Genomic DNA, 26177 nt, shown 5'->3' on the forward strand with positions numbered 1-26177 from the left:
CCGGGCTGAGGCGTCGCACGCTAGCAGCGCTAGGTGACAGTTGGTCAGGCCCGGCTCGGACCTTTCCACAGGTTGATCCCGCCCTCGACCGCGTGGGCGTCGATGGCGTCCAGTTCGTCCTCGCTGAAGTCCAGGTTGGCGACCGCACCGACGCTGTTCTCCAGCTGCGTCACGCTGGACGCCCCGATCAGCGCCGAGGTGACCCGGGTATCCCGCAGGATCCAGGCCAGCGCGAGTTGCGCCAAGCTCTGCCCGCGCTCCTGCGCCATCGCGTTCAACGCCCGGATGTGGGTCAGGTTCTGCTCGCTCAGCAGGTTCGGCGACAGCGACTTGCCCTGCGAGGCGCGCGATCCGGACGGGATGCCGTTGAGGTACTTGTCGGTGAGCATGCCCTGGGCCAGCGGCGAGAACGCGATGCAGCCCACACCCTCCTCACCGAGCACGTCGAGCAGATCCTCCTCGACCCATCGGTTCAGCATTGAGTACGACGGCTGGTGGATCAGCAGGGGAGTGCCGAGGTCGCGCAGAATGGCGATCGCCTCCCGCGTCCGGGTGCCGGAGTACGACGAGATGCCGACGTAGCGTGCCTTGCCCGAGCGCACGGCCGAATCGAGCGCTCCCATGGTCTCTTCCAGCGGGGTGTCCGGGTCGAAACGGTGGTGGTAGAAGATGTCGACGTAGTCGAGCCCCATCCGTTGCAGCGAGGCATCCAGCGAGCCCAGCAGGTACTTGCGCGAACCGAAATCGCCGTAGGGCCCGGGCCAGAAATCCCAGCCGGCCTTGCTCGAGATCACCAGCTCGTCGCGGTGCCGGGCGAAGTCCTCACGCAGATGCCGGCCGAAGTTGGTCTCGGCCGAGCCGTAGGGCGGCCCGTAGTTGTTGGCCAGGTCGAAGTGGGTGATGCCCAGATCGAACGCCCGGCGCAGGATCGCCCGCTGCCGGTCGAACGGCACGTCGTCGCCGAAGTTGTGCCACAGGCCGAGCGAGATGGCCGGCAACAGCAATCCGCTGCGTCCGGTGCGGCGATAGGGCATCCGGCCGTCGTAGCGGTCGGCGTCGGGAACGAACACGGGCTGCAGGGGCATAGTGGGTCCTTTCGGTCCCGACCGAGCTTAGAGGCTTAGTGACGCGGCCTACTCAGCGCGTCCCAGCTGTCCGTGACGTGCGGTGATATCGGCGTAGGCGTGGGTCAGCATCCGGGTCAGCACGTCGAGATCGACGCCGTCGAGGCGCCGCAGATACAGGCAGGTCTTGGCGGCCCGGTGCGGGCCCAGGTTCTCCAGTTCGTGCGCGTACAGCGACAGGCCGTTGACGAAGTAGAGGGCAAGATCACGGTTGCGCGGGGCGAAGCCGAGCGTGCACATGTCACCCTCGCGGCCACTCTCGTAGCGGTAGTGGTAGGTGTCGAAACCGATGATGCTGGGGCCCCACATCACCGGTGGGTGCCCGCTGATCCGGCTCATCAGGGCGATCAGTCGCCGGCAATCCTCGCGCTGCTGTGGGTCGACGAGTTGCGTGACGAAGTCGTCGACCGAGGCGCCGGTGGGCGCCGTGGTGCCCGCTGCCATGCCCATAGCCTAACCCGCCCCGCCGGTGCGTCGCTGGCCTTGACGCGGACGCGGGTTAGGCTTGCTCGGTGCCGACCCAGCTCACCCTCCCCGAGGAACGCACCGCGTCCGGCGCCTCGCCGGGGCCGCGAGCGGCGCGTCTCTGGTTGCGGCTGCTGATCGGCGTCGCCGCGATCGCCGCGTTGATCGGCCTGCGGATGTTCGCCGATCCCGCCTGGACGCAGTGGCTGCCGAGTGCCGGCCGCGACTTCTTCACCCTCTCGGTGAGTGTGATGGTCGAGTCGATGCCGTTCGTGTTCCTGGGAATCGGCATTTCGATCCTCGTGCAGGTCTGGCTGCCGGACCGGGTCTGGGGCTGGCTGCCCCGCAACCCCGTGGTGAGGCGGATCGTGCTGTCCGTCCTGGGCGTGGTCTTCCCGGTCTGCGAGTGCGGCAACGTGCCATTGGCACGCGGGCTGATGCTGCGTGGGCTGGGGGTGGGCGAATCGCTCACCTTCCTGATGGCGGCACCGATCCTGAATCCGGTCACAATCATCACCACCTATCAGGCGTTCGGATTCGACGACGGCATCCTGCTCGGACGCGTCCTCGGGGCGTTCGTGATCGCCAATCTGGTCGGCTGGGTCTTCTCCCGGCATCCCAACCCGAGCCAGTTGCTGACCCCGGGCTTCCGTGCCGCCTGCGAGGCCGACCACAGCGAGTCACCCAGCCGCTGGCAGCGCAGCGCCGAAGCCTTCACCACCGAGACCGCCGCAATGATCCCGGCGCTGGTCGCCGGCTCGTTCCTGGCTGGTGCGATCCAGGTGGGGGTGCCGCGGGACTGGCTGGTCACCATCGGCGGCAACCCGGTGATCTCGGTCGGCGTGCTGATGGTGCTGGCCTTCGTGGTCTCGGTGTGCTCCAACGTGGACGCGTTCTTCATCCTGTCGCTGAGCGCCGCCTTCGCACCCGGCGCGGTGGTCGCCTTCCTGGTCTTCGGGGCGATGATCGACATCAAGATGCTGGCGCTGCTGCGTACCACCTTCACCACCCGCACCCTGGGCCTGCTGACCGGACTGATCGGACTCAGCACGCTCGTGCTCGGATTGGGGCTGAACCTTGTCACATGACCACGATCATGACCACGCCCCCGCAACTGGCTTCCCGTGGGGGCTGCTGCTCGCGCTGGTCAGCTCGGTGGCCATCTGCTGGCTGGGTGTCACCGGACGGCTGAACCTCTACATCCACCCGCGCTACAACACGTTCACCATCGTCATGGCGGGCCTCGCGGTGGCCGCCACCGTGGCGGCCTGGGTGGCCCGGGGACGTCGTGGCGGCGGCAGCGGACGCAGTTGGGCCGCGATGGCGGCCGCGGCCGCGATGGTGGTCGCACTGCTGATCGTTCCGCCGTCCACCCTGACCGCCTCGTCGGCGCAGCAGCGCTCGTCCGGTTCGGGCTCCGAGACCGACTCGACCAGGCTGGCCGGGGCGGATCCCGCCAGCTTCCGCATCCGGGATTGGGCGGACCTGGTCGTCAATCCGGACAGCGCAGCCAAGTATGCGGGCCAGCAGGTCAAGCTGACCGGCTTCGTCGCGCCGGCCGATAAGCGTTCGGACATGTTCTATCTGGCCAAGTTCGTGGTCACCTGCTGCACGGTCGACGCGCGTCCTGCCGTGGTGCCGGTGAGCAAGCCGGACTGGGCGAAGTCGTACAAGGCGGACCAGTGGCTGGAGGTGACCGGCCGGATGATGCCGGTGGAAGACGCTCCCGGTGGCGCCGTGCTGGTGATCCGGCCCACCGGCATCCGTTCCGTCCCGGCACCGGAAATCCCCTATGAGTACTGAGTCGGGTGCCAGCACCGTCGACAGCGAATCGCGGGAGGGTCGTGGCGGCGTCCGGTTCTGGCGGACGAGCCTGATCCTGTGTTCAGTTCTCGCGCTGTTGGCGCTGGGGCTGGGCGCGGCGGGGGTGATGCGTCCGCCGAGCCTGGCCTCGGCCAGCATCGCCGCGGACCGGGCGGTGGGGACCGCCGGCGAGCGGCTGGTGCTGAAGAGTCGTCTTCCGGTGGTGCCCGTCGAGGCCGAACAGGTCACGGTGACGCCGGCCGTGCCGTTCACGGTGCAGACCAGTGAGAGCACGGTGACGCTGCGGTTCACCGCACCGCTCAGCTACGCCACCGAGTACCAGGTGGCGATCAGCGGTGTTCACAGCCAGTACACCACCACGATTGCGGACTGGAGCTACTCCTTCAGCACCCCCGCAGTGACGCTCTATTCGCTGATCGCCCATCGAGGGGATGAAGCGCAGGACGACACGGTCGTGAGCAACGACCAGGGCCGGACCAGCACCCTGATCACCGCCCCGGGCATCGAAAGCTATGTCGCGACCCGGAAGTTCCTGGTGGCGCTCAGCAACGCCGATCCGGATTCATCGGCACTGGTGGCGGTCGACCGGACGACGGGTGCCTCCGTGCCGGTCGCGATGCCGGGGACCGGGCTGGCCACCGAGCTCAACGCAGCCCCGGACGGCAGCAGGTTCGGCTACGTGTTCACCAGCACCGACGGCGACAGCAGCTATCAGAACTCCCTGTTGGTGGCGGACGCCGCCGACCTGGCGTCGCCTCCGGTCGAGGTGACCGCCAGTGGCCAGCCGCTCGCCGTGCGTGAGTGGCAGTTCGTTCCGGGCGTCGACGCGGTGGTCGTGGTCACCCCCGAGGAGCAGGCATTCCTGGTCTATCTGGACGGCGGCACTCCGCCGGTGCCGCTGGGGCCCATCGGGCAGCTGATCGGGTTCCTTCCCGGGTCGTCGACGCTGATGGCCGAGGGAGGCGGCAAGCAGCTTCTGCTCGACCTGGCCAGCGGCCTCAACGCCGACATCCCGAACACTCCCGACCCGGACAAGCGGACCTTCGCCGGACGTCGAAGTTTCCGTGCCGTCGGCGACTACCTGGTGGAGTTCAACACCTTCAAGAAGCGGACCGGAGGCACCGGCGTGACCACCCGATTGGCACACGTCACTCGCGCCGGCACCACCGATCTGTTCACCCTGCCCGACGACCAGGGCCAGGTGTTGAACAGCGGCCTCTCGCCGAACGGGCAGTTGGCCTGGGCGGTGGTGCTCGACCCGGACGCCCCGCTCGATGACCTGTCGTCGGGGGCATCCGACCACGCCACCACGAGGATCTTCGACCTCGCCACCGGTGAGCAGGTCGCCACTGTTCGGGGATCCCTCCCGGTCTGGGCGTCGTAAGGAGGTCGCCGAGCAGCGCAACCGCCGCTGGTTGAGCCTGTCGAAACACCCCGCCCGCGCCTCTGGAATGCGTTCATTGAAAGTTATATGGTTGCATCATGCAACTATCCGAGGAGCTCGCCAGGTTCTTCACCCTGTTGTGGCGGATCACCAACGATCAGCGCCGTGGTGCCACGCTGACCAGGCTCGAATACCTGGTGCTGGCGCGGTTGCATCGCGACGGCGCGATGCGGGCCGGCGACCTGGCGCAGAACGAGGGGCTCGATCCTTCTACCCTCAGCCGCCGGATCGCCGCGCTGGCCGAGCGCGATCTGGTGACTCGCCGGACCGATCGCGACGATCGGCGGGCGCAGCAGGTGGAGATCACCTCCGCCGGCCGGGACGCCTTCCTGGTCGAGCAGCGACGGCGGGTTGCGCTGGTGACCGACGCACTTGACCACTGGCCCGAGCCCGACCGCGTCCGGCTCGCCGAACTGCTCCACGAACTGAACGACTCACTGCACCGGAAGGCTGCCTCGTGACCGACACCGCCCCCGCACCTTTCAAACTGACACCGCAATCGCGGCGCATCTTCACCGGCCTGCTGCTCGGCATGCTGGTGGCCTCCATCTCACAGACCATCGTCGGCCCGGCGATGCCGCGCATCGTCGCCGAACTCGGCGGCATGGAGTACTACTCGTGGGTCGCCACCGCCGCGATGCTGGTCTCGGCGATCTCGGTGCCGATCGTCGGCAAGCTCTCCGACCTGTTCGGACGGCGTCCGTTCTACCTGGGCGGCCTGGGCATCTTCGTGCTCGGCTCGATCCTGGCCGGCACCGCACAGACCTTCTGGTGGCTGGTGGCGGCGCGCGCCGTCCAGGGCCTCGGCATGGGCATTCTGATGCCGCTCTCGCAGACCATCGTCGGCGACATCATTCCGCCTCGTCAGCGCGGCAAATACCAGGGCTACATGGGTGTCGTGTTCGGCGTCACCAGCGTCGCCGGTCCGCTGGCCGGCGGCGTGATCACCGACGCCCTGGGCTGGCGCTGGCTGTTCTTCGTGGGCGTGCCGATCGGCCTGGTCGCGGTGTTCGTGATCGCCCGGTTCCTGGTGATGGACCACGAGCCGCGCAAGGCCGTCATCGACTACTGGGGCATCGCCACCATGTCGGTGGGCATCACCGCCACCCTGTTGGCGGCCTCCATGGGCGGCACCAGTTACCCGTGGAACTCGCCGCTGATCATCGGCCTGTTCGTGGTGGGCGCGGTGTTCCTGGTCATCTTCGTGTTCGTCGAACTGCGGGCACCCGAGCCGGTGGTGCCGCTGCAGCTGTTCCGCTCGACCATCTTCACCTTCGCCAACCTGGGCGCCTTCGGCATGTCGATGGTGATGTTCGGGTCGATCATCTACGTGCCGGTCTACGCCCAGGGCGTGCTCGGCGTGAACGCCACCACCTCGGGCCTGATCACCCTGCCGCTGATGCTCGGCCTGGTCTTCGTCGGCATGGGCGCCGGGCTGCTGATCACCCGCTACGGCCGCTACAAGGAGATCATGCTGGTCGGCGCGGTGCTGCTCGGTGCCGGCGTGCTGGTGCTGGCCCGGCTGCATGCGCAATCGTCGGTCTGGGAGGTTGTCGCCGGTGTGGGCCTGATCGGCGTTGGTCTCGGTGCCCTGTCGCAGCAGTACACGCTGGTGGTGCAGAACGCCGTGGCCCGGCGCGACCTGGGCGTCGCCACCGCCGCGCTGCAGTTCTTCCGCAACGTGGGCGCGACCGTCGGCACCGCGGTGTTCGGAACGGTGCTGAGTGCCGGGCTGGATTCGGCGATCTTCGCCCATCTGCCCCCGGAGCTGGCGAAGACCATGCCGCACGGCACCATCAACGCCGGTTCGGTGCTCGACCCGACCGTGATCGGGAAGCTGCCGATCGAGGTGGTGGGAGCCGTCCGGATCGCCCTGGCCCAGCAGATCTCGACGATCTTCCTGGTGTGTATTCCGATCGTGGTGCTGGTCTTCGTCTGCACCCTGCTGATCAAGCCGATGGAGTTGCGTGACACGGTCAGCAACGCCGACGACGCCGGACGCGAACTGCTCGACACCATGTCGCAGCAGGGCGGCGATGTGGCGCCGGTGCTGTCCGGGACCGGGACGGGGGAGCGCACCCGGGAGCGGCTGCTGGGTCTCGAGCTGGCGGTCGTGGCTGAGAGCGCGGCCCGAGGTGATCGTCCGTTGGCTCGACGGGCCGTTACCGAACTCGGTGGCGGCGACTTTTCCCACGGCTTGACGCTGCTCTACTGCACCGCCGAGATGCTCACCTCCGATGATCCGGAGGTGGCTGCCGGTGCCGAGCGGTACGCCTGCGAACTGGCGCGGCGGGTCGGTGAACTCGGGGTGCTGATGAGCGAGGAGCTGCGCCGCCAGGTCGCGCTGGCCGCCGCCCAGTCACCGCGCCGCGCGATCCTGGAAGAGATCGAGAAGCCGGTGGCCGAGCGTCATGAGGCGGTGGACATCGGCAAGCTGCGCGGGGTGGCCAATGAGCTGATGGCGGCGCTGATCGCCGACATCGCCGTCGACCGGCGGGGCTAGCCGATCAGCCCTCCAGGGCGGGGATCTTCAGTTCGCGGCGCAGCTTGGCGACGTGACCGGTGGCCTTGACGTTGTACTGCGCGACGTCGATGTGGCCGACGCCCTCGTCGTCGACGCTCACCACGAACGTCGACCGGATGACGCCTTCGATCTCCTTGCCGTACAGCACCTTGCGGCCGAACGCGCCGTAGGCCTTCAGCACCTCTTTGTCCGGGTCGGCCAGCAGCGGGAACGCCAGCTCCTGCTGCTGGCGGAACTTGGCCAGCTTCTCGACGCTGTCCGGGGAGATGCCCACGACGTCGAATCCGGCGGCGGCGATCTCACCGAGCGCGGCCGAGAAATCGACCGCCTGGGTGGTGCAGCCGGGGGTCATCGCGGCCGGGTAGAAGTAGACGATGACGCGATGTCCGGCGTAGTCGGCCAGCGACACCGGGGTTCCATCGGGATCGGGCAAGGTGAACGCGGGAGCGACGTCGCCCACAGACAGCTTCGACATGGGGCCCACTCTAGGGTCTGTGGACGCCCTGGTCCGACGGTGGTCGCGGCGCAGGCCTTTGGGGGGTGCCTGTCCGGGTGCTGGTGGGCATAGGGTAGAGACCCCAACCGAGGCAGAAGGACTCCCCGTGGCCGACAGCACAACCCGCAGCAAGCAGGACATCGAGGCCGAGATCGCGGCTGCCCGCCAGCGCCTCTCCGACAATGTGGCCGGGCTGATCAACCAGGTGCATCCCAAGGCGGTCATGCAGCGTGGAATCGACGACGCCCGTGACCTCGCCGCCGCCGAATTGAACAACGTGAAGGCCCAGGTGATCGACGAGAACGGCCAGCTCCGCACCGAGCGGGTGCTGCTGATCGGTGGTGCGGTCGCCGGCGTGGTCACCTTCGTGCTGCTGGTGCGCGGCATCCTGCGGGGCATCCGCCGCGACTGAGCCGTCCCGCGGCCACCCGCCCGTCCCACCCCGAAGCGAGGATTCGATGAGTCACGCCCGCGCCGTCCGGCGAGCCCTGATCACGCTGGCCGCCGCCGGTGCGCTGGCGATCAGCGTGGGCTGCACCGCGGGGCCGGCGCCCTCGGCGTCGGTCACCGCGTCCGCGCCGAGCGCGAACTGGGACGAACTCGGGCCGATCGTCTACGCCCAGGGCAAGGACACCTCGGGCACGGTCAAGGCTCAGGTGGCGGAGTGGAACAAGGCCAATCCCAACGAGCAGGTCGAGTTGCGCGAACTGTCCGAATCCACCGACGAGCAGCGCGACGCGATGGTCGAACGGGCGAAGAACAAATCGGGCGAGTTCGCGGTGATGGCGATCGACGTCGTCTGGACCACCGAGTTCGCGGCCAACGGCTGGCTGCAGGAGCTGCCGTCCGACCGCTTCCCGACCGGCGGCTACCTCAAGGCGGCGGTGGATTCCGGCACCTACTTCGACAAGCTCTACGCGATGCCGTCCACCTCCGACGGTGCCCTGCTGTACTACCGCAAGGATCTGCTCGACAAGGCCGGGGTGCAGCCGCCGACCACCTGGGCGGAGCTCCAAGCGGCCTGTGACAAGGTGCTACCCAGCCAGGACGGGATGTCGTGCTACGGCGGCCAGTTCGACAAGTACGAGGGGCTGACCAGCAACGTCGCCGAAGCGATCAACTCCGCCGGCGGCTCGATCCTCAACGCGCAGGGGCAGGCCAGCGTCAACAGCCCCGAGGCGCTGGCCGGGCTGAGCTGGATCGTGGACGGGTTCACCTCGGGCAGGATCCCGGCCGAGGCCAAGACCTGGCAGGAGGAGCAGTCCCGGGCCGCCTTCCAGAGCGGCAAGCTGCTGTTCCTGCGCAACTGGCCCTACATGTACGAGCTGGCCGAGAAGGACGACCGGGTCGCCGGCCGCTTCGCGGTGGCCCCGCTGCCCGGCAAGGACGGCCCCGGCGTCTCCACGCTGGGCGGGCAGAACCTGGGCATCTCGGCGTTCGCCAGGAACAAGGGCACCGCGCTGAAGTTCGTGAACTGGATGCAGACCAAGGAGCAGCAGCAGCGCCGCCTGGCGGACGCCTCGCTGGCGCCGGTGCTGGAGGAGTTGTACGACGAGCCGGCGCTGCAGGCGAAGATTCCCTATCTGAAGACGCTCGGCGATTCGATCCGCACCGCGCAGCCACGGCCCAAGGCGGCCCGCTACAGCACCGATGTCAGTCGTGCCATCCAAGAAGAGGCCCACGCCGCCATCGACGGGACGAAGGATCCGCAGACGGCGCTCAATGACCTCCAGCTCAGGCTCGAAGCACTGGTCAAATAGCTGTCGCCGCCGATCGGTCGGCGCTAGCGTGACGCCATGCGCATCGCCATGGCCAACGACCACGCCGGGACGGCACTGAAGAACGAGATCGCGGCCTGGCTGCGGTCCGAGGGACACGAGGTGGTGGACTTCGGCGCTCACGACGAAGAGGCGTGTGACCTGCCCGACCACGTGTATCCGGCGGCGCTGGCCGTTGCCCGCGGCGAATGCGAGCGGGGGATCTTCGTCGACGGCGTCGGGTACGGCTCGGCGATGATCGCCAACAAGCTGCCCGGGCTGTTCGCGGCGGTCGCGCAGGACCCGTTCTGCGCCTGGCTCGCCCGCTCGCATTCGGATTCGAACGTGCTCTGCCTCGGCGCCAAGATCATCGGTTCGGCGCTGGCGATGGAGGTGGCCAAATCCTGGATGACCACTGACTGGCTCGGCACCACCGAAGAGAAGTACGCCCGCCGGGTCGCCAAGGTGGTCGAGATCGCCGAACGCCACGTGCGACCGCTCTGAAGCCTTGACCCGGGGACGCGCTGCGAATGCAGTGGGACGCCAGTGAGGGGTTTCGATCCCAACGCGCAATTCGGGGTTGATCGCTGTCGGTCAGGGTGAGTAGCGGACCAAGTCAGGTCTGATGAAAAGAACGCGCGGCTGGCATGAGGACCTCGTGGATGGGGCGCCAGGTATCGCTTCTGCGATTGGATCTGATGCTTGCATAGGCTCACCGGGCCGCATCTGCTGGCGGGAGTTCTATGAAGAGTGACCAAGAACGGCCTCGGTCACGCGGCGGATTCCAGCTATCGGATTGTGGAGGTTGATCGTCGCGGGCAAGTCCACCCGGAAGGTGAGGGACTCGACGTTCACATGCTGGTGGGCGACTACATCATCGCGCCGGAGGACTTCGACGGCGGGGTCCCCCATGTCATAGCCACGCAAGAACGAGAGAGCGAATGGGGTGGTGAACGGGGCGTCGTTGGCCATTGCAGCGTGCTCGTAGCCGATACCGGACTCGGAGCCGTAGACGGAAACATGGGTCAGGAAGTCATCGATCATCCCTCCCGCACCGGCCGCATTGAGCCGTTCAAGGAGGCTGTCTACCAAGGACGGAATCGAGAAGGCTGGCACGTCAGGCTCGGCCTGGCACAGGCCCACGCTGACGAGCAGCAGGCTGGCCTCTCCCAGGTCGTCGTCCGTGGCTGGTGCAGCCTCGATCTGGTGGACACCATGGATGGTGTGACTCGAGGTGCTCTGGGTGGTGGTTTTGACTTCCACCCCGGTGCCTTCCCAGGTGAAGTCACGAGTTGATCGGCGCCAGCCATCCCAGGCCTGGACAATCGGACCGACGTGAATATCGTCTGCGCGGCGGCAGAGCGCGTCGAGGAAGAGTAGTTCGCCGACCAATCCGAGGATGGCGTTCTCGGAGATCTCCAGACGCTTGATGGAGAGCTCGATCAGAGGTTCGGTCACGGCGAAGGCGCGTTCGAGGTCGACGTCGGCTTTCTCGCGTAGGAGTTCGGCGGCTATGAACGCCCCTACTTGGTCGAAGTGGCCCAGCGCAGGCAGGAGGATGCGGTTGGCGCTGAGGGGTGGCTGGTTCTCACGGTGCCACGAGTGGTGCTGCATCGCGGACCTCACGGTGCTGGTCCTGGCCCTCAACTGATCGCCTGCGAGGAACAGTTCCAGGTGGCCGCGGCTGTTCCTAGCCAGGCCTACGACCTGAGAGGCGGTCAACCATGTGATGGTCCGGTCATCGCCGGCACTGCCGACTGCGATTGACATGATCTGGTCGAGTACATCTTCATAACTGGTCACGGAAGGCTCCTCAATGCAGTGGCCGCTCCAGCGCGTGTGGCTGAAAACTGTTCGGGACCGCCGGCGGGGATGCAGACTCCAACTGCGACAGCTGGGTGCCGCTGCCCTGGCAGCTGGTTGATATAGAACAGGATCTGGCCGTCGGAGCCACTCGGGCGCCATGACGCATCGCCACTCGCCGACGGCAGGGGTGCCTGTCGGTGGTAGTAGTCGAAGTACAAGTCGCCGCGGTACTGGCCCGGCCCGGCCATGGGGTCGTTCGCGCCCCAGGTGGTGGTGATCTGACCCCCAAGGGTGTTCTTCGTCGTGGTCCGGATGTCGAAGCGGAGTTGCGCAAGCGGGCCGACTGACACCGGGCCGCCGCTCCCGTAGCGGATACCTATCCAGAACCGCGGCTGTTCGGCAGCCTTGCGCGCCAGGTCCGCGTAGGACCAAGGGTCGCCGGGACGGCCTGTCACGAACAGCCCATTGACCGGGCGGGTAAGGCTGGCCGACCAGAGGCGGAGATAGGCAGCGATGGCGTACGGACAGGCGCGGCGAGCAGGGACGCCCTGCCCGCGCTTGTCGGGTGGTCTGTAGAACCCGGGGTCGGCGAGAGGGCTGACCGCGTTCACCCGAGCTTCGATGCGTTCCCAAAGCTCTCCCTGGATACTCTCGGAGCCAGGTCGGTAGTTGTCGAAGGCGAGGCTGTCGAGCAGTTGCGCAGCTTCGGTCAGATCAAGGGAGCGGTCCAGGACCCGTCCGCGCAGTATGTTGCCGACCACCAGGTCGGTTGAGGGCCCACCGAAGAGTTCTGCGACCACGTCGGCGTTGGGGTCCGGTTGCCGGCCGGCATTGATCACCTTCACGAAGGGCTGGGCGCCCGGTGCCAGCGGGTAGTTGCCGACGTTGGCGATCTTGCCGGTGGCGGCGAAGTTAAGCCCTTGCAGCACTGAGGGCTCGGGGGCACCACTCATCATGTGTTCAGTAACGGCGGCACGCAGGGCCTCGTCCACGTCGTGGTAGGCACGGAATAGGTTGAGTTGACCCTGGGATGCGAAGATGCGGCACAACTCGATGTAGGAGCCGCGATAGCCGAACCAGCGCTGCATCTGCATCTGCGTGTCGGCTAGCGGGTTGGCCGAGGAACGCTGGAACAGTGCGGTGGTCATCCCTTCGAGGGTTAGCCCACGGGCCATCACGTTGCCGGAGACGAAGATCGTGCTGAGATCCCTTGCGGCATTCCACTTGCCGGTAGTCGGGTCCTCTGCCGGTGCGTACGCAGGTCGGTCGTCCGCGCCGGGATCACTGTTGACGACGGCGACCCTGGTTCCCGGAATGATCTCGTTGACAAGAAGCTTCTCGATCGTCTGCCAGTCTGGAAAAGCTCTGGGCGGAAGCACATCGAACTCGGACTCAATCTCGTCGGCAGAGGCACGGTACTTGTCCAGCCACTGCGACCACGGGGTCGGATTTGCGCGCAGCGAAGCTGCCAGGGCGTCGGGCAGCCGGGCGTCTCCACTGTTGAGTAGCCTGCGCGCGGTCCGTCGGTCACTGATGCCGGCCCATAGCAGGACTTGCTCGGCTGCTCCGAAGTGCTCCGCGATGGTGGCCGAGGGGTGATACAGCATCGAGTGGGGCGCAGCGACGCTGGAGAGAGCATCGTCCTCGGTGTCGAACTGCGTCGTGGCGGCCGAGGTTGGGCCGAGTTTGCCCGAGCGATGCAGTCGAATCGCACCAGCCACGAGGAAGGCCCGCACGGCCTCGGCGAGGTCGTGCACGGTGGAGCTAGTGGTGGGTACGCACAGGCCCGCGCTTCGTGCCCGGCGGTAGAAGACCTCCCCGCCGGTGTAGTAGGAGTCGATGCCTGCCGGCTCCGGGTAGGTTGATGAGCGAGGGACGCTAAGGTCGGTCGGGTTCGCGGTGTTGACCGGATGGCCAACGTCGAGCGGGGTGCGCAGCGAAATAAGGAAGTCGCGTGGGGCCAGTGGGTTGTGGTCCTCCTGCAGGAGGTTAGCCTGGGGCGTCGCCGTGTAGGCGATATAGGTGGCGAACAGGTTCGTGGGCGCGCCCTGAGGTGGATCCCACAGATTCGCGACCGTCCGGGGGATCTGTTTTAGGTTGCCGTAGACGGGATCCTGCGCGGACTCGACGATCGCATCGAGGATGGAGCCGTCGTCTGCCTCGTCGTCGAGCACCACCATGTGCACTGAGCGATCGAGTTCCTTGATCGCACTGAATACGTTCTTGCGCAGGCTGTTGCCGAGGGCACGCAGATGGTGAGTCTGCTTCATGGCCACTATGATGATGGGCCGGTGTTGGAACAGGCGCTGCTTCACTGTTGCCGGCATCAGACGATAGGTGCGATCCAGCGACTGGTTGCCCTCGGACAGTGCGAGGGTGGCGGCTGGGCAGAGAAGGCGCCGTGAGCGCTTGGCTGCGCTGTCCGGGCCCGCGTCGAGTTGTTCCACGAGGCGCCCATATGTCTGCCTCCAGAGCGACAGCCTGGTGCCGCCCAAGACGATCAGGATGTCCACGCCACGGTCTATGGCCAGTGCAGATACGCCGAGCATCGAGGCGGTCTTGCCAGACTGGACGGACCCCATCACCAACCCGGTCCGGGAGCGGTTGGCTGGCCAGTTTCCCATGCCGGGGTCACCGTCGCCGAGGATGCCGCGTTCGAGGATGTATCGGCTGTCTGCCTCAACGGAGGCCTTGGCCGTCGGGCTTAGCCCGCCGAGTTGCGCCGCGTAGCGCGACCACCATGTGTCTGCCGGGACCAACTCCGGTGGACGGAAGTAGACGCGCTCCGTGAGCGGTGGGCTTGCCATTGGTTACCGCTCGTCCGCCGGCAGGATCATGCGCTCAAGGGATTCATAACCTGATGACCCGAAGCGGTACCTCACGGCCTCGGATGCCTGCGCTGGATCTAGGTCGAGTAGTTCGATCACGCCCTTGGCGATGCGCGCGATGTAGTCCCACTGGGTCTTGCTCTGGGCCTTCTCGATTCGCTTCCAGTCGTCGTTACTGGCCTCCCAGATGGCATCGGCGCTCTGTTCAATGCGTGCCTCGATGTCGTCGGGCGACGCAGCGAATGCGAAGGCGATCCCGACCAGCGAACCCACGAGTTGAAGTTCTTGCCACTTGACTCCCTTGCCTCCGTCCATGAAGGCTTCAGACCAGAGTTCCGGGTGACGCGCGTGCAGGTCGACGGCTGAGTTCAGCCAGTCGAACAGGTCGGCCAGGACCTTCTTGTTACGTAGCGGGTCCTGCGCGTCATCCTGGACTCGGGTGAGGAACTCGTCGATGTGGCGCGCGGTGGTCTTGACCTTCTGGCCCTTCGTGTCGAGTAGGAGCAGGGACAGAATCCACGAAACGACCTTGGTGCGGCGGTAGCGGCCGACGCCGAAGCCATAGGCCCTGAGTGTTTCGCCGAGGCCCGCCAGGCCGGAAATGTTCGCTAACGACGGCGCAATGTCATTGACGGCGACGCGGGGGTCGGCGTCACCAGCCGCGAGCAGGATCGCGGGCGTGAGTTCAATCTCATGGAACGCTGCGTTCCGGAGTTCTTCGGCGTTGAGGTGCACGCCCTGCTTGTTGTAGAGCTTGAAAACGTCGTGTATCTGACGCGGATTTGCCTGGGTATAAAGGATTACAGGAACCTTGTACGGCACCGTCTTGGTGAACAGTTTCTCGATGGTCATCTCGGCTCCTGCGACCTTAATGACGTTCTTGAGGATCTGGGTGTAGTACTTGCCACGGAGAGCTTCGAGTTCGTGGCCGTTGAGGCCACCGCTGCCGTTATTGCGCAATTTGAAGGGAAAGTAGTATTCGTTCTCGAGTGCCGCGGTGATGCTCTCACCCTCCAGCGTCTTCCAGGCTGCTTTGAACTTGGGGTAGTTCTCCCGGAAGTTCCTGAGCAGGTCCTTGCCAGGATGCCGGGCATCTGCTTCCTGGACCCTTTCGAGGGCTGCGGGATGGCTGCCAACGAACCTCAGCAGCGCGGTTAGCCGTTGCTTCCCGTCGACGACCTCCTGAGGGTCGGAGGCCCCGACTTCCCGGAGGATAATCGACGGGAGGGGGACGCCACGAAGGACGGATTCGATGAGTGCCTGTCGGTCGTTGGTTGTCCAGACGTCACCCCGCTGGTAAGAGGGGGTGAGATTCAGGTCGGAGTTGGTGAGTTCGCTGATTGGAACTACGTCGGCCGTGGCGATGACGGGTTCGGTGCTGAGTGGCTGGGCGCCAGGGTCGGACTCCTCCCAGGCCGCCGACCAGTTGCTTGTCGCCGACGCCCGTGTGGCGCCGTCAGCCTCCAGATCCTCGATGAAGTCTTGTTGCAGACGTGAGGCGAGCTCGATGCGTTGGCTGAGCCTCTCCAGCGCCAGCGGGGTGAGCTGGTTCGGGGTGACGGTCGTGTCGATCGCTTCGCCGGCTTCGAGTTCAAGGCTCGAGACAAGGCTGGCGAGAAAGGCGGCGCGTCCGGAGTTAGGCAACTGCTCCGAGAGGTTGAGCCAGCCCTGGACCTCCGCAAGCTGTGGCATCCAGGAGTCGTCCGATGACATGTCGACGTCGTCGCGGCTGATGGAGGATGTGGCGGCTGAGACTCCCAAGGGGGTGTCTGTCGCCTCCGACAGAGCGGAAACTCCGTCTGCGATACTCTCCCACAGCTGGGTTCGGGGATCCTCGTCACTCTCGATGTCGTTGTATTCGGCGTTCTCGGTCACGCGATTTCTCCCAACAGTTCGAGGTCGGTGTCAGCGGCGGTGAAGTCGCCCAGCCCTATGAGTAGGCGTTGAGCGATAGCTTTGACGACACGGGCGTTGACGGCATTGCCGAGTGCTTTGTAGGCGTCGAGGTCGGACGATGGAAGCTGGATGTTGCCGAGACTCTGGAGTTCAGCGCACTCGGCAGGTGTCATGTATCGGCGTTCGCCTGTCAGGTTGGCGCCGAGGATCGGGACCTGGGTCTGGGTGAAGGCAATGAGGCTCGGGGATGTCGTCGGACGCTTGATCCGGAGCCCCGAGGCACGCACCTGCAGAACGAAGTTATCAATGTCGCGTTGCTCGCCCTGGGCGTTCCATTCCATCTTCTGGAAACTCGACGGCATGGTCTCGGGCCTCCATTTCTCGAGCCACGGGTCGAGCCAACAGCAGTTGTCGTCGTAAAACTCGCGGTTCTGTCGGATGAAGGTGCGCTTCCAGCGCGGGAACTGGTAGTCGCCGTAACGATTGGCGTGACTTGGGATCAGTTCTTTCTGTTCGTCGACCGTGCACTCAAGACTTTGGCCAAAGCTGCCTTTGACACCCATCTGCCGTAGACCCCATACCGGCCGGCGATCCCACACGCCCGGCGGCGTCTCGTCTTCGTACGGGTAGGTTGCACCGAACTCCATCGACCAGATTGGGAACGAGGGCATCTTCAACGAGGAGGGCGAACGGCGAAGGAAGTCGCCCCACATGTCGATCGCACGCAACGTCTGTTCGGGGATCGAGCGGGTGGAGGGTACGTCTTGCCGGAGTACCGAGGTGATGTCTGTGGGGTTCTTGTGCTTGGTCGGCCACTTGAACTCATCCAGTCCGTTGAGCGAGCCAACGAAATATGCGCGGTCCCGGACCTGCGGTATGCCGAACTCATGAGGAGAGAAGTGCCGGACGTCGACCGCGTAGCCGAGCAGTTCCAACATGTTTATGATCTTCGCTTTGGTGCGCCCGCTGTCATGCTTCAGGATGTTGGGCACGTTCTCAAGGATGAAGCGGCGAGGATGTTTGACGCGGAGGATCTGATGGACTTTGAAGAAGAGGTTGCCCTGGAGAGTGTCTGCGAAACCCATCTGGTCGCCGGCCTTGGAGAACGGCTGGCAAGGAAAACCCGCAGTCAGCACGTCATGGTCGGGGACCTCGCGCTCAATATCTTCATCGGTTTCAAGATCGTTGATGTCGCTCCAGGGCTGGATGCCAAAGTTGGTCTTATAGAGTGCGTTGAGGGTCGGCTCGCGCTCGGCAGCGAACACGCCCTTGCCGCCTAGGCGATCGAGAGCCACGTGGAAGCCTCCCAGGCCCGAAAAGAGGTCGACAAACTCGAAGGTCGGTGTTGTGGCTGCCACATCGCCTCCTCGCCGGGTCACTCCTGCCGGTGCTCGGCCAGGGCCAGCGGTCTCGATCCGCCGTGTCTACAAGACTCCCAGTCCCCACTGACATTTTTGAAGTCGACATGCAGCGGTCGCGCAGAGTCGACAGCAGCAGGACCGATCAAGCGCCTCGATCGGTGCCCCGTCACGAGCTATATCAGGCCCCGACAAGACCACGCGGGTGGCCGTGTCCTCGCGGAGCACGCCACCAGAACGGTCACCGCTCCTGCAAGTCGAGGGGCAGTTCACTTGATGCTGCCCGGCGGCCGCCCGGGGCCTACTGTGCGCCAGATCACTCCATACTGTGGCGCGCGATCTTGATCTGCAGTTGGCCGTTCCGAGAACTACCGGAACCGGCAGCAACAATATCGCCGATGATGAGCTCACCCTCGATCGCCTTGATCGTGGCCCCTCCTCGCGCACCATCCGCGGCGAGCGCAGGAGTCGTCAGCGCCGTCCAACTCACCTCTACTGTGGGCGTCAGGACGGGATCCAGCCGTCCCGAAGCAGAGGAGTCATCACATGGCGGACATCACGATCGCGATTGAGGCCAACGGTCGACGCATCGGCTGGCAGAACCCGGAGTTCAAGGAGCACCTGCCCGTCTCGTCCGAGATGCTCGAGCGCATCGCGCAGCACCCCGACGATCCGATCGCGGCGATCAACGCGGTTGCCTATGCCGTTGTGGCCCTTGAGAGTCGCCTGCCGGCGGGAATGGGAGTTCCGCGTCGCGCCCATACGGATGCAGAGGACTGACAGGCCGGCTCGCCGTAGTGGAGGGCAATGCCAGGATCACTCAGGTTCGTCGCGCCGCCCGCTTTCCGGCATGCTTCGCCGGCCACTTCTCCAGCAGCGTCTTCATGCCGGAGTGGCTGAGTGACGGCTCACCATTGGCAATGCGCCGGTGATACAGCCCTCCGGGAGTACCGGCGGTCAGACCGAGCTATAACTGGCCACGCCGCTCACTGCTCGCGCTCCTCGGGCGCGTGCAACCCACCGGACAGATGAATGAGCGTGGAGCCCCTTCCTCGGGTTCAGTTCGTCGTGGTGGTGTCGCGCGGCGTCCGCGCTGGTGTGGAGCGGGTCGGGCACAATCAGCGCCATGAACGACGCATCATCTGCTCGCCGCCTGCTGGAGTACATGCGGGCGTGGCAGAAGATCCCGGCGTCTGGATCCCCGGCAACGGTGCGTGCGTCAGCAGGTGGCGACTGGTGGACGCCGAGCGTCGACGCTGTCCGCTGCGCCGTCGAGGTAGAAGAACTCGTTGAAGCGCTGGACGACAGCGACCTGCGAGATGGGTTCGAAACGATCCGTGCCCATATCCGTGACGCGGTGTTCTCCAGCAAGTGGCAACTCGACAGTTCCGGGCAGGCGCGCGAAATCATCCCCCGCAGCGCGCTCGGCACACTGGCGGTGGTCGTGTCGGCACTTGAGGGCCGCGCACTGCTGATGGAAAAGACATCCGAGTTCACCGAACTACGGGAGTTCCTGCTCGTTATACGTGAGCAGCTCGTGTCAGCGGACCTCCCCGAGGAGACACGCGAGTATCTGCTCGTACTCGTCAGCCACCTGGAGCAGGCGCTGGCCGAGGCTGCGTTCCGCGGGATGGCTGATGTCGCCGCTTGCGCGGATCAACTCGCTGGGGCTCTCACCCGCCTGTTCGTTCAGTTCGACAGCGACGATGCGAACAAGGCGTCCGGTCTCGTGAAGAAGCTGGTCCGCAAGGTCAGCAATTTCGTGAACAGTCCGTTCATGCAGGCCGCTATCGGCAGCTACGTCGGCACCGTCACCGGCCAGATCACAACTGGCTGACCACAACACGAGCATCCCGTCGTTAAGGCACCCCTCGACCTCGTGCAACAGCAGGTGCGGATCCTGTGCATCAGGATAGACAGGTGCAGCTCAGCGAGCCTCACCTGAATCGATCGCAACACCGTCATCGGGCTCACCTGCGCGGACGCCGTGGCCTCCCAACGCCTCGGGTAGCCCGCCGTGCTCGCTGACCTGCCCCGTGTTCTTATCCAGACCCAGCGTCCAGTCCGGGCTGGGCCACCCAGGCTCCGAATGCGACGCGCGACGGACACGATGTCGTGCGGTTCCCAAGCGTCGGCTTCCCACGCAGCGAGCGACTTCGGGTTCACGCCGAGCGCCTCAGCGAATTGGATCTGGGTCAGGTTGTTGACGCGGCGGACCTTCCGGAGCCGATCCCCGAACGTCCATGCCGGAACGACGCCTGTGTTGCCATCTGACAGTGGCACCGACCCCCGAACAGAGGACGGTGCAGTGCCGCTGTCAGAGGCGCCCTGCATGATGGGGGCATCCGAGGAGGTGGGCTCCTCGGCCACCGGCGCAGCAACACCGGAAGACAAGAAGGGAGAGTCACCATGGCTACCCCCATCACCGACCAGGTCTTTCAGCGCATCGACGATTCCCGCCAGTTGCTCGCTGTCCAACTGGGGGAGTTCCCCACGGACGACCTGCAAGGCCTTCTCGGCCAACTCCCGATGGCCATGCAAAACGAGGTCGACGTCCTGGTCGCTGTCGTCGGTGCTATCGAGGCCGAGTTGGCGAAGTAGCCCCTCGATATGGGCGGCGGGGTTGTGGCGCCTGAGGATGTCGCTCAAGTCCTGGGAGATCCGCTTGGCGTCGGTGCACACGTCCCGTTGCTCAGCACTACGGTGAGTCTCATGGACTGGCTCGTTATCGCTTCCGTCGCCTTTGGCGGCGTCGGCAGCGTGACGGGCATCCTTGCCCTCAGGTACGCCGCCTGCGAGGCGAAGGCAGCCCAGGAGCAACTCAAGGTCGCGCGTGAGGACATCGCGATGGCCGCTCGGACAGCTTCCGAGGGCAAGCGGATCGCTGAACATGCGAACCAGCTGGCAAAGGACGCGAACGAACTGGCCGAACGAGCGGTACGGGCTCAACTCGACCAGCAGGTGTTCGACTGGGTCGTCCAAGAGTACGGCGACCTTCGGGAACCCGTCGGTATCATCCTCAATGGCCCAGAAGTCGTTCGTGATGTAATCGTCCGTGTCGCGCGTGGGCACGAGTGTGTAGCGGAAGCCATGGCCGATGAAGTGCGCCCGCTCGCCCCTCTCAAGGTAGATCTTGTCGAGGTCTGGGCACAGCACCTTGAAGAAGTGCGTGCGGAGCAAGGTGTCCCGGCTCGCAGTGGCGGTGGCATCTTCGTGGCCGGCCGCGAACCCGATGTTGTCGAGTTGTGCCTGAGCTTCCACGTCGGATACCGGACGCAAGCCGGGGTGCGGCGCAACGGTGGCGTCGAATACCGGGCCCGCCATCAGCGTCACGGAGCGAACATCCGGCTCCGTCGGAACCTCCCATAAGGCGCCGAGCTTGATCACTCTACGCCCTTGGCTCGGCACCGGCAGACCCGACCGCCTCCGCAGGTGCGGCGTCGCCTTGGGCTGCCTCCGCTCCCCGGGTGAGGACCCGGTTGACCTCAGACTGTGGGAACCGGATCGTTCCGTTGGAAGCCTCACGGATACCGTGCCCCCGGTCGTTGGCCAGCGACGCACAGTCGATGGATCGACGCGTAGGACGCCGGCAACCTCGCAGGTCGTCAGAAGCGCTATATCTCGTGTCTTGCACGGAGATATAGCCCGCGGCGCACTGAGTCGTGTCAAGCACGACTTACCCTCAGCTACGACCAATCGGCCTCGGAGCCACCGAGGCTCGCCACGTTTGGAGCGCGCCTCGCGATCATCCGCTGGGCGATGCGCTGGAACCTCAAGGAGGTCGCGCTCACATGCAACCTGCCTCAGGCATCCTGGCGCGAGTAGGAGATGTTTCGACCGCACGCCTCGCAACCTGGTGGAGGTTGCAGGGAGGATCGCCGATCGCACCGGATACGATGATTGATGGATCATGACGGGCAAGCAAAAGGCCCCCACCGAAGGTGGGGGCCAAGCTGTGCGCCGCCAGGGACTCGAACCCCGAACCCGCTAGTTAAGAGCCAGCTGCTCTGCCAGTTGAGCTAGCGGCGCGCGATCAGTAACTATACCGAACCGGTGCCCGGAGGGAAAATCGGCGGGCGCCGTGGACGCCCTTCAGTGCCGGACCGCCTGCTTGCGGACGAAGGCCACCCGCTGGCGGTGCAACTCGTCGATCTCGGGCCGCTCCAGCGGCTCCAGTTCACGGTCGAGCGCCACCGACAGGATGTGGTCGGCGAGGGCTGCATTGCGGGCCAGCACCGGGCCGTGCGGATAGGTGCCGATCACCCGTCCCTGGACGGCGCCCTCGGTGCCGTCATTGGCGTTGCCGACGCCGATCTCGACGCTGGCCAGGGGTTTCGCGCCGGCGCCGAGCCGGGTGAAGCCGCCGTGGTTCTCGAAGCCGGTGAGTAGCTGCTGACTGCCGTCCGGTGCCGTCCAGCGGGTCAGGATCTCGCCCACGGCACGTTCGGGGCCGCGCCGGGTTTCGACGTCCAACAGTCCGAGGCCGTCGATCACCTCGTCGCGCTCGCCGATGGTGAAGGTCGTCCCGCAGATCTGGTAGCCGGCACAGACCGCGAACAGCACGCCGCCGGCGTCCAGGCCGCGGAACAGGTTGCCGTCGGCCTGCAGCGCCCGGACGGCGGAGACCTGGGCGGCGTCCTCACCGCCGCCGAGCAGGTACACCGAGCCCGTCGCCGGCACCGGAGCGCCCGGTTCGACCATGGTCAGCTTCGCGTCGATGCCGCGCCATTGCAGGCGCTTCACCAGCACCATCGCATTGCCGCGGTCGCCGTAGATGCCGAGCAGGGATTGGTAGATCAGGACGATCTCGACCGGCGCGCTCATCGCAGACCCGCCATCTTCAGTAGCTTCTGGAACGGGGTATAGGTGGCGATCAGATCGACCGGAGCCTGCGGTATCGCACCGTTGACGCCGGGCGCCGAGGCCCGCTGGTCGTGCACCGTGGCCAGCGCGGCGGCGAGATCGGGCACCACCTGGTGCTCGACCTCGGCGTAGCTGAGCCGCACCGCCAGATCCTGCGCCCGCGGCCCGGTGGCGACCACCCGCCGGCCCTGCAACTGCTCGTAGTCGACGTCCCACAGCCACGAGACGTCCTTGCCGTCGGCGGCGACCGAGTCGATCGCCAGAATCACCGGGTCGGACGTCGCCAGCGGCAGGGCCTCGGCCCACCCGGCCGGGTTCTTGGCCAGCAGCAGCCGCGCGGTGGTGCCGTGCAGGGTGGCGGTCGCGAAGCGTCCGGCTGGTGCGGTGACGGTGCGCATGCCGGCCAGTGCGGCGTCCATGCCGACGCCCAACTCGACGGCGGCGGCCAGGGCGCAGGCGGCGTTCGACACGTTGAACGTGCCGGGCACCCGCAGTTGCGGCGTCACCTCGTCGCCGTGCGGGGTGTGGATGCTGGCGCCGTCGACCACCCAGGACGCCGCCGGCTGGGTGAGTTCGCAGGCGGGGCAGTCCCAGCGACCCTCGGCGGTGACCAGCACCGCACCGCAGGCGGGGCAGAGCGCGGCGTCACCCGTCCATGAGGTGGCGGTGTCCACCCAGACGACGTTGGCCGCGGTGCCCGCCGACCACACCACCAGCGGATCGGACGCATTGGCGACCACCGTGGGTCCGGCGTGTCCGGCCCGCTCCAGGGCGGCGCGCCAGGCGCGTCCGAGCGATTTGATCTCGTGGTTGCGGTCGAGCTGGTCGCGGCTGAAGTTCAGCAGAACCAGGATCTCCGGACGGCCGTACTCGATCATGTCCGAGACGACGCGCTCGTCGGTCTCCAGCACTGCGATGTCGGCCAGCCGATGTGCGCTGAGCGCCGAGGCGATGCCGTAGTGCAGGTTGGCGCCGTCGGCGTTGGTGACCAGCCGCCGGGTGTCCGCGCCGAGCCCCGAGCGGACGGCGGCAGCCAGCAGATGCGAGGTGGTCGTCTTGCCGTTGGTGCCCGTCACGCTCGCGATTCGGCGTCCGCGCAGCAGCAGCTTGAACGCGTCCGGGGCGATCCGGGTGAGCACCTGGCCACGGATGGACGCCCCTGAGCCGCGGTTGGCCAAGCGGGAGCCGAGCGCCGCCAGATTGCCGGCGGCGATTCCGGCACCCAGGCGTAGCCGGTCGGGAAGGCGCAGGGCAGCCGGGGCGGCACGGTCGGCCAGAGTTGCGGCAGGCATGCGGCCTATTGTGCCGTCTGTGTCGCCTGCGGCGGCACCGACACATAGTCCGGGAGTTTCGCCGTCCGTCCCGCGCCCGAGGAAGTCCGCCGGATTCGGCGTCCGATCCACGGCCCGGCATGCTCGCGGGCCCAGGTCAGCTGCCACTCCAGCCACTCGCGGCGCGACTTCGCCGGCAACGGCGGCAGCGGCTCGTCCCAGCCGGGCCGCGGGGGCAGCCCGACCGCAACCAGCGCCGCCTGCGACACCCGCTCGTGGCCGATGCTGTTGAAATGCAGCCGGTCGTCGTGCCAGAGCTGCCAGTCCCTCAGGCAGCGCATGCCCCAGACGTCGATCACGTGGGCGCCGTGCCGGCGGGCGATGCTCCAGATGTTGGCGTTGTAGATGCCGGTGCGCGAGCGGGTGAGTTCGAGCACGGGGGAGTCCTTGGCGTCGACCCCGGTACCGATCAGCACATCGGCGCCGGCCGCGCGCAGCCGGATCACCGCCTGCTCGATCTGGTCGGTGATCGCGTCCACGTCGGCGCGTGGGCGGAGGATGTCGTTGCCGCCGCCCCACAGGCTGACCAGGTCGGGCTTCAGTGCGAGTGCCGGCTCCAGCTGTTCGGCCACGATCGGGCCGAGCAGGCGTCCGCGGATGGCGAGGTTGGCGTACTCGATCGGCTCGCCGGCCGCATCGGCGAGATGCTGCGCGAAACGATCAGCCCAGCCGCGCGGACTGCCGTCCGGATTGGGATCGGCCAGTCCCTCGGTGAGTGAGTCGCCGATCGCCACGTAACGGCGCCAGTGGTGAGTCTGCTCAACCATGTCGAACCTGCGATGCGAAGTAGCGATGCTTTCCAAGCACGTCGAGTCACCCTACTCCGCGGGTCTCGGCGCGCCAGTGGTTGCGTGTCGACTGTCGGACGGAGTCGTTACGCTGGCGGCCACGGCGGCTTGGTCACGGCACCGCCGTCGGTGATCGGCGGTTGGCCGGAGCGGCAGGGTGCTGAAACAGTATCGAACACATGTTTGATTACAGGCGTGATGTCGGGTAGAATCCCGTCATGGAGCAGCTCACCGTCGATACCCTCCCCGGCCTGGTGCCGGCGGTGGCGGAGGTGTGCTTGGCGTCCGACGCGGCGGGGCTGATCGACCAGCTTCGCTCCCTGGAACAGCTCAAAGCCGCCTGCGCTGCAGCGCAGGCGCGGGTGACGGTGGCGTTCAAGCGGCGGCAACTCGCCGAGCATGAGGCGCAGGGTGTGCCCGCGAACCGACGTGGCAAGGACGTGGCCGCGCAGGTGGCGCTGGCGCGACGCGAGTCGCCGCGCAACGGCTCCCGGTTGGTCGGCTTGGCCGACGCGCTGGTGCGTGAAATGCCCCACACGATGGCCGCCCTCGCCACCGGTGAGTTGAACGAGTGGCGAGCCACGCTGATGGTGAAAGAGACCGCGTGCCTGAGCCGGGAGCATCGGCGGCAGGTGGACGCCGAACTGGCCGGCCGGCTGGGCGAACTGAGTGATCGGGCGGTCAGTGCAGAGGCCCGGAAGGTTGCCTATCGGCTCGATCCGTACTCGTTCGTCGAGCGGGCACGGAAGGCCGAGGCCGATCGGTGTGTGTCACTACGGCCCGCGCCCGATTGCATGACGCGGCTGTCGGCACTGCTCCCGGTGGCGCAAGGGGTCGCTGCCTTCGCCGCACTCACCCGGGCTGCCGATTCGGCGCGAGCCGCGGGCGATGAGCGTGGCCGGGGCCAGTTGATGGCGGACACTCTGGTCGAGCGCGTCACCGGTCAAGCAGCAGCCGACGAGGTCGAGGTGGAGATCCAGCTGGTCATGTCGGGCGAGACGCTCTTCGGTCACCCAGGCGATCGCGCCGATGACGGCGAGAGTGCCGACCGGGGTGACGACGCGGCCGACGAGCCCGCCGTGGTGGCGGGCCACGGGCCCATCCCGGCGCCGGTCGCCCGGCGGATGGTCGCTGACCTGCCCGACGAGGCGCGCACCTGGATCCGTCGGCTCTACACCGATCCCGACACCGGACGATTGGTCGCGATGGAGTCGGCGGCCCGGTTGTTCCCAGCCGGTTTGCGGCGCTTCCTGATCGCTCGTGACCAGTACTGCCGGACGCCGTGGTGCGGTGCACCCATCCGGCACGCCGATCATGTGGTTCCCCACCAGGTGGGCGGTGAGACGAGCGTCGCCAACGGTCAGGGCCTGTGTGAGGCCTGCAACCAGATCAAGGCCATGCCCGGCTGGGGCGCGACACCCGACACCGAGGGCGCCGGCAGCACGGTCACCACGACCACGCCGACCGGGCACAGCTACCTGAGTCGACCGCCGGATCCGCCCGGTGCGCGGACGGGACGCAAGCATCCGAGGGTGGATTTCTTCCCACCGCCGCCGGTCGGGTCACCGCTGGAAACCCGGCTGCGTCTGATCCTTGCCGCCTGAGCAGAGCGGCGCCGTCATGACATTCGTCATGGCCGAACCCGGACGGCTTCACATCAGCCGGTGAGCATC

General features: G+C 66.5%; 22 protein-coding genes and 1 tRNA gene. 11 read left to right on the plus strand and 12 right to left on the minus strand.

What is annotated here, in order from left to right; genetic code table 11:
• Window positions 1-44: 44 nt before the first annotated feature.
• The gene (gene mgrA / locus QM624_RS12355) at window positions 45-1085 is read right to left on the minus strand and encodes an L-glyceraldehyde 3-phosphate reductase (protein WP_415092209.1); all 1041 of its coding nucleotides are present in this window, start codon (window positions 1083-1085) and stop codon (window positions 45-47) included.
• 48 nt (window positions 1086-1133) lie between these two features.
• The gene (locus tag QM624_RS12360) at window positions 1134-1568 is read right to left on the minus strand and encodes a DUF1801 domain-containing protein (protein WP_415092211.1); all 435 of its coding nucleotides are present in this window, start codon (window positions 1566-1568) and stop codon (window positions 1134-1136) included.
• Window positions 1569-1636: 68 nt separating this feature from the next.
• On the opposite strand from QM624_RS12360, the gene QM624_RS12365 reads away from it, so the two are divergent.
• The 5 genes from QM624_RS12365 (at window position 1637) to QM624_RS12385 (ending at window position 7360) form a co-directional block, all read left to right on the plus strand.
• Window positions 1637-2677, plus strand: coding sequence for a permease (locus QM624_RS12365; protein ID WP_415092213.1), 1041 nt, complete (start codon window positions 1637-1639; stop codon window positions 2675-2677).
• On the plus strand, window positions 2667-3392 hold the full coding sequence (locus QM624_RS12370; protein ID WP_415092221.1) for a TIGR03943 family putative permease subunit: 726 nt from the start codon (window positions 2667-2669) through the stop codon (window positions 3390-3392). The genes QM624_RS12365 and QM624_RS12370 overlap by 11 nt, the downstream gene beginning before the upstream one ends.
• The gene (locus QM624_RS12375) at window positions 3382-4797 is read left to right on the plus strand and encodes a hypothetical protein (RefSeq protein ID WP_415092223.1); all 1416 of its coding nucleotides are present in this window, start codon (window positions 3382-3384) and stop codon (window positions 4795-4797) included. The genes QM624_RS12370 and QM624_RS12375 overlap by 11 nt, the downstream gene beginning before the upstream one ends.
• 98 nt (window positions 4798-4895) lie before the next feature.
• Entirely contained in the window at window positions 4896-5318 is a 423-nt protein-coding gene (locus QM624_RS12380; RefSeq protein WP_415092225.1) for a MarR family winged helix-turn-helix transcriptional regulator, read from the plus strand.
• A complete protein-coding gene (locus QM624_RS12385; RefSeq protein WP_415092226.1) occupies window positions 5315-7360 on the plus strand; it encodes an MDR family MFS transporter in 2046 nt (681 codons plus the stop codon). Before QM624_RS12380 ends, QM624_RS12385 begins: the two co-directional genes overlap by 4 nt.
• Window positions 7361-7364: 4 nt before the next feature.
• Here the strand turns inward: QM624_RS12385 and bcp are convergent, their stop codons facing one another.
• Window positions 7365-7856 carry a thioredoxin-dependent thiol peroxidase gene (gene bcp, locus QM624_RS12390; protein ID WP_415092228.1) on the minus strand — a complete coding sequence of 164 codons (492 nt, stop codon included), beginning with the start codon at window positions 7854-7856 and terminating at the stop codon, window positions 7365-7367.
• A 127-nt stretch (window positions 7857-7983) separates the two neighbouring features.
• On the opposite strand from bcp, the gene QM624_RS12395 reads away from it, so the two are divergent.
• From QM624_RS12395 to QM624_RS12405, 3 genes are read left to right on the plus strand one after another with little or no spacing between them, the layout of a single operon-like run.
• Entirely contained in the window at window positions 7984-8289 is a 306-nt protein-coding gene (locus QM624_RS12395; RefSeq protein ID WP_415092230.1) for a DUF3618 domain-containing protein, read from the plus strand.
• A gap of 46 nt (window positions 8290-8335) precedes the next feature.
• Window positions 8336-9637, plus strand: coding sequence for an ABC transporter substrate-binding protein (locus QM624_RS12400; RefSeq protein WP_415092232.1), 1302 nt, complete (start codon window positions 8336-8338; stop codon window positions 9635-9637).
• A 36-nt stretch (window positions 9638-9673) separates the two neighbouring features.
• Window positions 9674-10138 (plus strand): RpiB/LacA/LacB family sugar-phosphate isomerase, encoded by a 465-nt coding sequence (locus tag QM624_RS12405; RefSeq protein ID WP_415092234.1) that lies wholly within the window; start codon window positions 9674-9676, stop codon window positions 10136-10138.
• Window positions 10139-10375: 237 nt separating this feature from the next.
• Here the strand turns inward: QM624_RS12405 and QM624_RS12410 are convergent, their stop codons facing one another.
• Genes QM624_RS12410 through QM624_RS12425 form a run of 4 tightly spaced genes read right to left on the minus strand, consistent with a single transcriptional unit; the run spans window position 10376 to window position 17522 of the window.
• Window positions 10376-11437 (minus strand): PD-(D/E)XK motif protein, encoded by a 1062-nt coding sequence (locus tag QM624_RS12410; RefSeq protein ID WP_415092236.1) that lies wholly within the window; start codon window positions 11435-11437, stop codon window positions 10376-10378.
• Window positions 11434-14247 (minus strand): Z1 domain-containing protein, encoded by a 2814-nt coding sequence (locus QM624_RS12415; RefSeq protein ID WP_415092238.1) that lies wholly within the window; start codon window positions 14245-14247, stop codon window positions 11434-11436. Before QM624_RS12415 ends, QM624_RS12410 begins: the two co-directional genes overlap by 4 nt.
• A 3-nt stretch (window positions 14248-14250) precedes the next feature.
• Window positions 14251-16143 carry a DUF262 domain-containing protein gene (locus QM624_RS12420; protein ID WP_415092240.1) on the minus strand — a complete coding sequence of 631 codons (1893 nt, stop codon included), beginning with the start codon at window positions 16141-16143 and terminating at the stop codon, window positions 14251-14253.
• Window positions 16140-17522: a DNA cytosine methyltransferase gene (locus QM624_RS12425; protein WP_415092242.1), complete on the minus strand. Its 1383-nt coding sequence runs from the start codon at window positions 17520-17522 to the stop codon at window positions 16140-16142. The genes QM624_RS12420 and QM624_RS12425 overlap by 4 nt, the downstream gene beginning before the upstream one ends.
• 546 nt (window positions 17523-18068) lie before the next feature.
• Here QM624_RS12425 and QM624_RS12430 point away from each other — a divergent pair.
• Both QM624_RS12430 and QM624_RS12435 read left to right on the plus strand, forming a co-directional pair.
• The gene (locus QM624_RS12430; RefSeq protein WP_415092244.1) at window positions 18069-18302 is read left to right on the plus strand and encodes a hypothetical protein; all 234 of its coding nucleotides are present in this window, start codon (window positions 18069-18071) and stop codon (window positions 18300-18302) included.
• Window positions 18303-18648: 346 nt separating this feature from the next.
• Window positions 18649-19359: a hypothetical protein gene (locus QM624_RS12435; protein WP_415092246.1), complete on the plus strand. Its 711-nt coding sequence runs from the start codon at window positions 18649-18651 to the stop codon at window positions 19357-19359.
• Here QM624_RS12435 and QM624_RS12440 read toward each other — a convergent pair.
• The 5 genes from QM624_RS12440 to QM624_RS12460 form a co-directional block, all read right to left on the minus strand.
• Complete coding sequence (locus tag QM624_RS12440) at window positions 19320-20909, minus strand: helix-turn-helix transcriptional regulator (protein ID WP_415092248.1); 1590 nt, start codon at window positions 20907-20909, stop codon at window positions 19320-19322. The two genes, QM624_RS12435 and QM624_RS12440, sit on opposite strands and share 40 nt — an antisense overlap.
• Before the next feature lie 569 nt (window positions 20910-21478).
• Window positions 21479-21551, minus strand: a tRNA-Lys gene (locus QM624_RS12445).
• 63 nt (window positions 21552-21614) lie between these two features.
• The gene (locus QM624_RS12450) at window positions 21615-22346 is read right to left on the minus strand and encodes a type 1 glutamine amidotransferase (RefSeq protein ID WP_415092250.1); all 732 of its coding nucleotides are present in this window, start codon (window positions 22344-22346) and stop codon (window positions 21615-21617) included.
• The gene (locus QM624_RS12455; RefSeq protein WP_415092252.1) at window positions 22343-23677 is read right to left on the minus strand and encodes a MurT ligase domain-containing protein; all 1335 of its coding nucleotides are present in this window, start codon (window positions 23675-23677) and stop codon (window positions 22343-22345) included. The genes QM624_RS12450 and QM624_RS12455 overlap by 4 nt, the downstream gene beginning before the upstream one ends.
• A 5-nt stretch (window positions 23678-23682) precedes the next feature.
• A complete protein-coding gene (locus QM624_RS12460) occupies window positions 23683-24483 on the minus strand; it encodes an SGNH/GDSL hydrolase family protein (protein ID WP_415092254.1) in 801 nt (266 codons plus the stop codon).
• Between the two features lie 239 nt (window positions 24484-24722).
• Between QM624_RS12460 and QM624_RS12465 the strand changes: the two genes are divergently transcribed.
• On the plus strand, window positions 24723-26108 hold the full coding sequence (locus tag QM624_RS12465) for a DUF222 domain-containing protein (RefSeq protein ID WP_415092256.1): 1386 nt from the start codon (window positions 24723-24725) through the stop codon (window positions 26106-26108).
• The last annotated feature ends 69 nt before the right edge of the window (window positions 26109-26177 follow it).

It is taken from the genome of Micropruina sp. (assembly GCF_047606365.1).
Lineage (GTDB): Bacteria > Actinomycetota > Actinomycetes > Propionibacteriales > Propionibacteriaceae > Micropruina.

Bases quoted from the DNA above. Each gene is read 5' to 3' on its own strand.
- QM624_RS12430 (WP_415092244.1), top strand. From the start codon at position 18,069: ATGGCGGACATCACGATCGCGATTGAGGCCAACGGTCGACGCATCGGC.
- mgrA (WP_415092209.1), bottom strand. From the start codon at position 1,085: ATGCCCCTGCAGCCCGTGTTCGTTCCCGACGCCGACCGCTACGACGGC.
- QM624_RS12360 (WP_415092211.1), bottom strand. From the start codon at position 1,568: ATGGCAGCGGGCACCACGGCGCCCACCGGCGCCTCGGTCGACGACTTC.
- QM624_RS12465 (WP_415092256.1), top strand. From the start codon at position 24,723: ATGGAGCAGCTCACCGTCGATACCCTCCCCGGCCTGGTGCCGGCGGTG.
- QM624_RS12380 (WP_415092225.1), top strand. From the start codon at position 4,896: ATGCAACTATCCGAGGAGCTCGCCAGGTTCTTCACCCTGTTGTGGCGG.
- QM624_RS12400 (WP_415092232.1), top strand. From the start codon at position 8,336: ATGAGTCACGCCCGCGCCGTCCGGCGAGCCCTGATCACGCTGGCCGCC.
- QM624_RS12435 (WP_415092246.1), top strand. From the start codon at position 18,649: ATGAACGACGCATCATCTGCTCGCCGCCTGCTGGAGTACATGCGGGCG.
- QM624_RS12375 (WP_415092223.1), top strand. From the start codon at position 3,382: ATGAGTACTGAGTCGGGTGCCAGCACCGTCGACAGCGAATCGCGGGAG.
- QM624_RS12460 (WP_415092254.1), bottom strand. From the start codon at position 24,483: ATGGTTGAGCAGACTCACCACTGGCGCCGTTACGTGGCGATCGGCGAC.
- QM624_RS12455 (WP_415092252.1), bottom strand. From the start codon at position 23,677: ATGCCTGCCGCAACTCTGGCCGACCGTGCCGCCCCGGCTGCCCTGCGC.
- QM624_RS12405 (WP_415092234.1), top strand. From the start codon at position 9,674: ATGCGCATCGCCATGGCCAACGACCACGCCGGGACGGCACTGAAGAAC.
- QM624_RS12415 (WP_415092238.1), bottom strand. From the start codon at position 14,247: ATGGCAAGCCCACCGCTCACGGAGCGCGTCTACTTCCGTCCACCGGAG.
- QM624_RS12450 (WP_415092250.1), bottom strand. From the start codon at position 22,346: ATGAGCGCGCCGGTCGAGATCGTCCTGATCTACCAATCCCTGCTCGGC.
- bcp (WP_415092228.1), bottom strand. From the start codon at position 7,856: ATGTCGAAGCTGTCTGTGGGCGACGTCGCTCCCGCGTTCACCTTGCCC.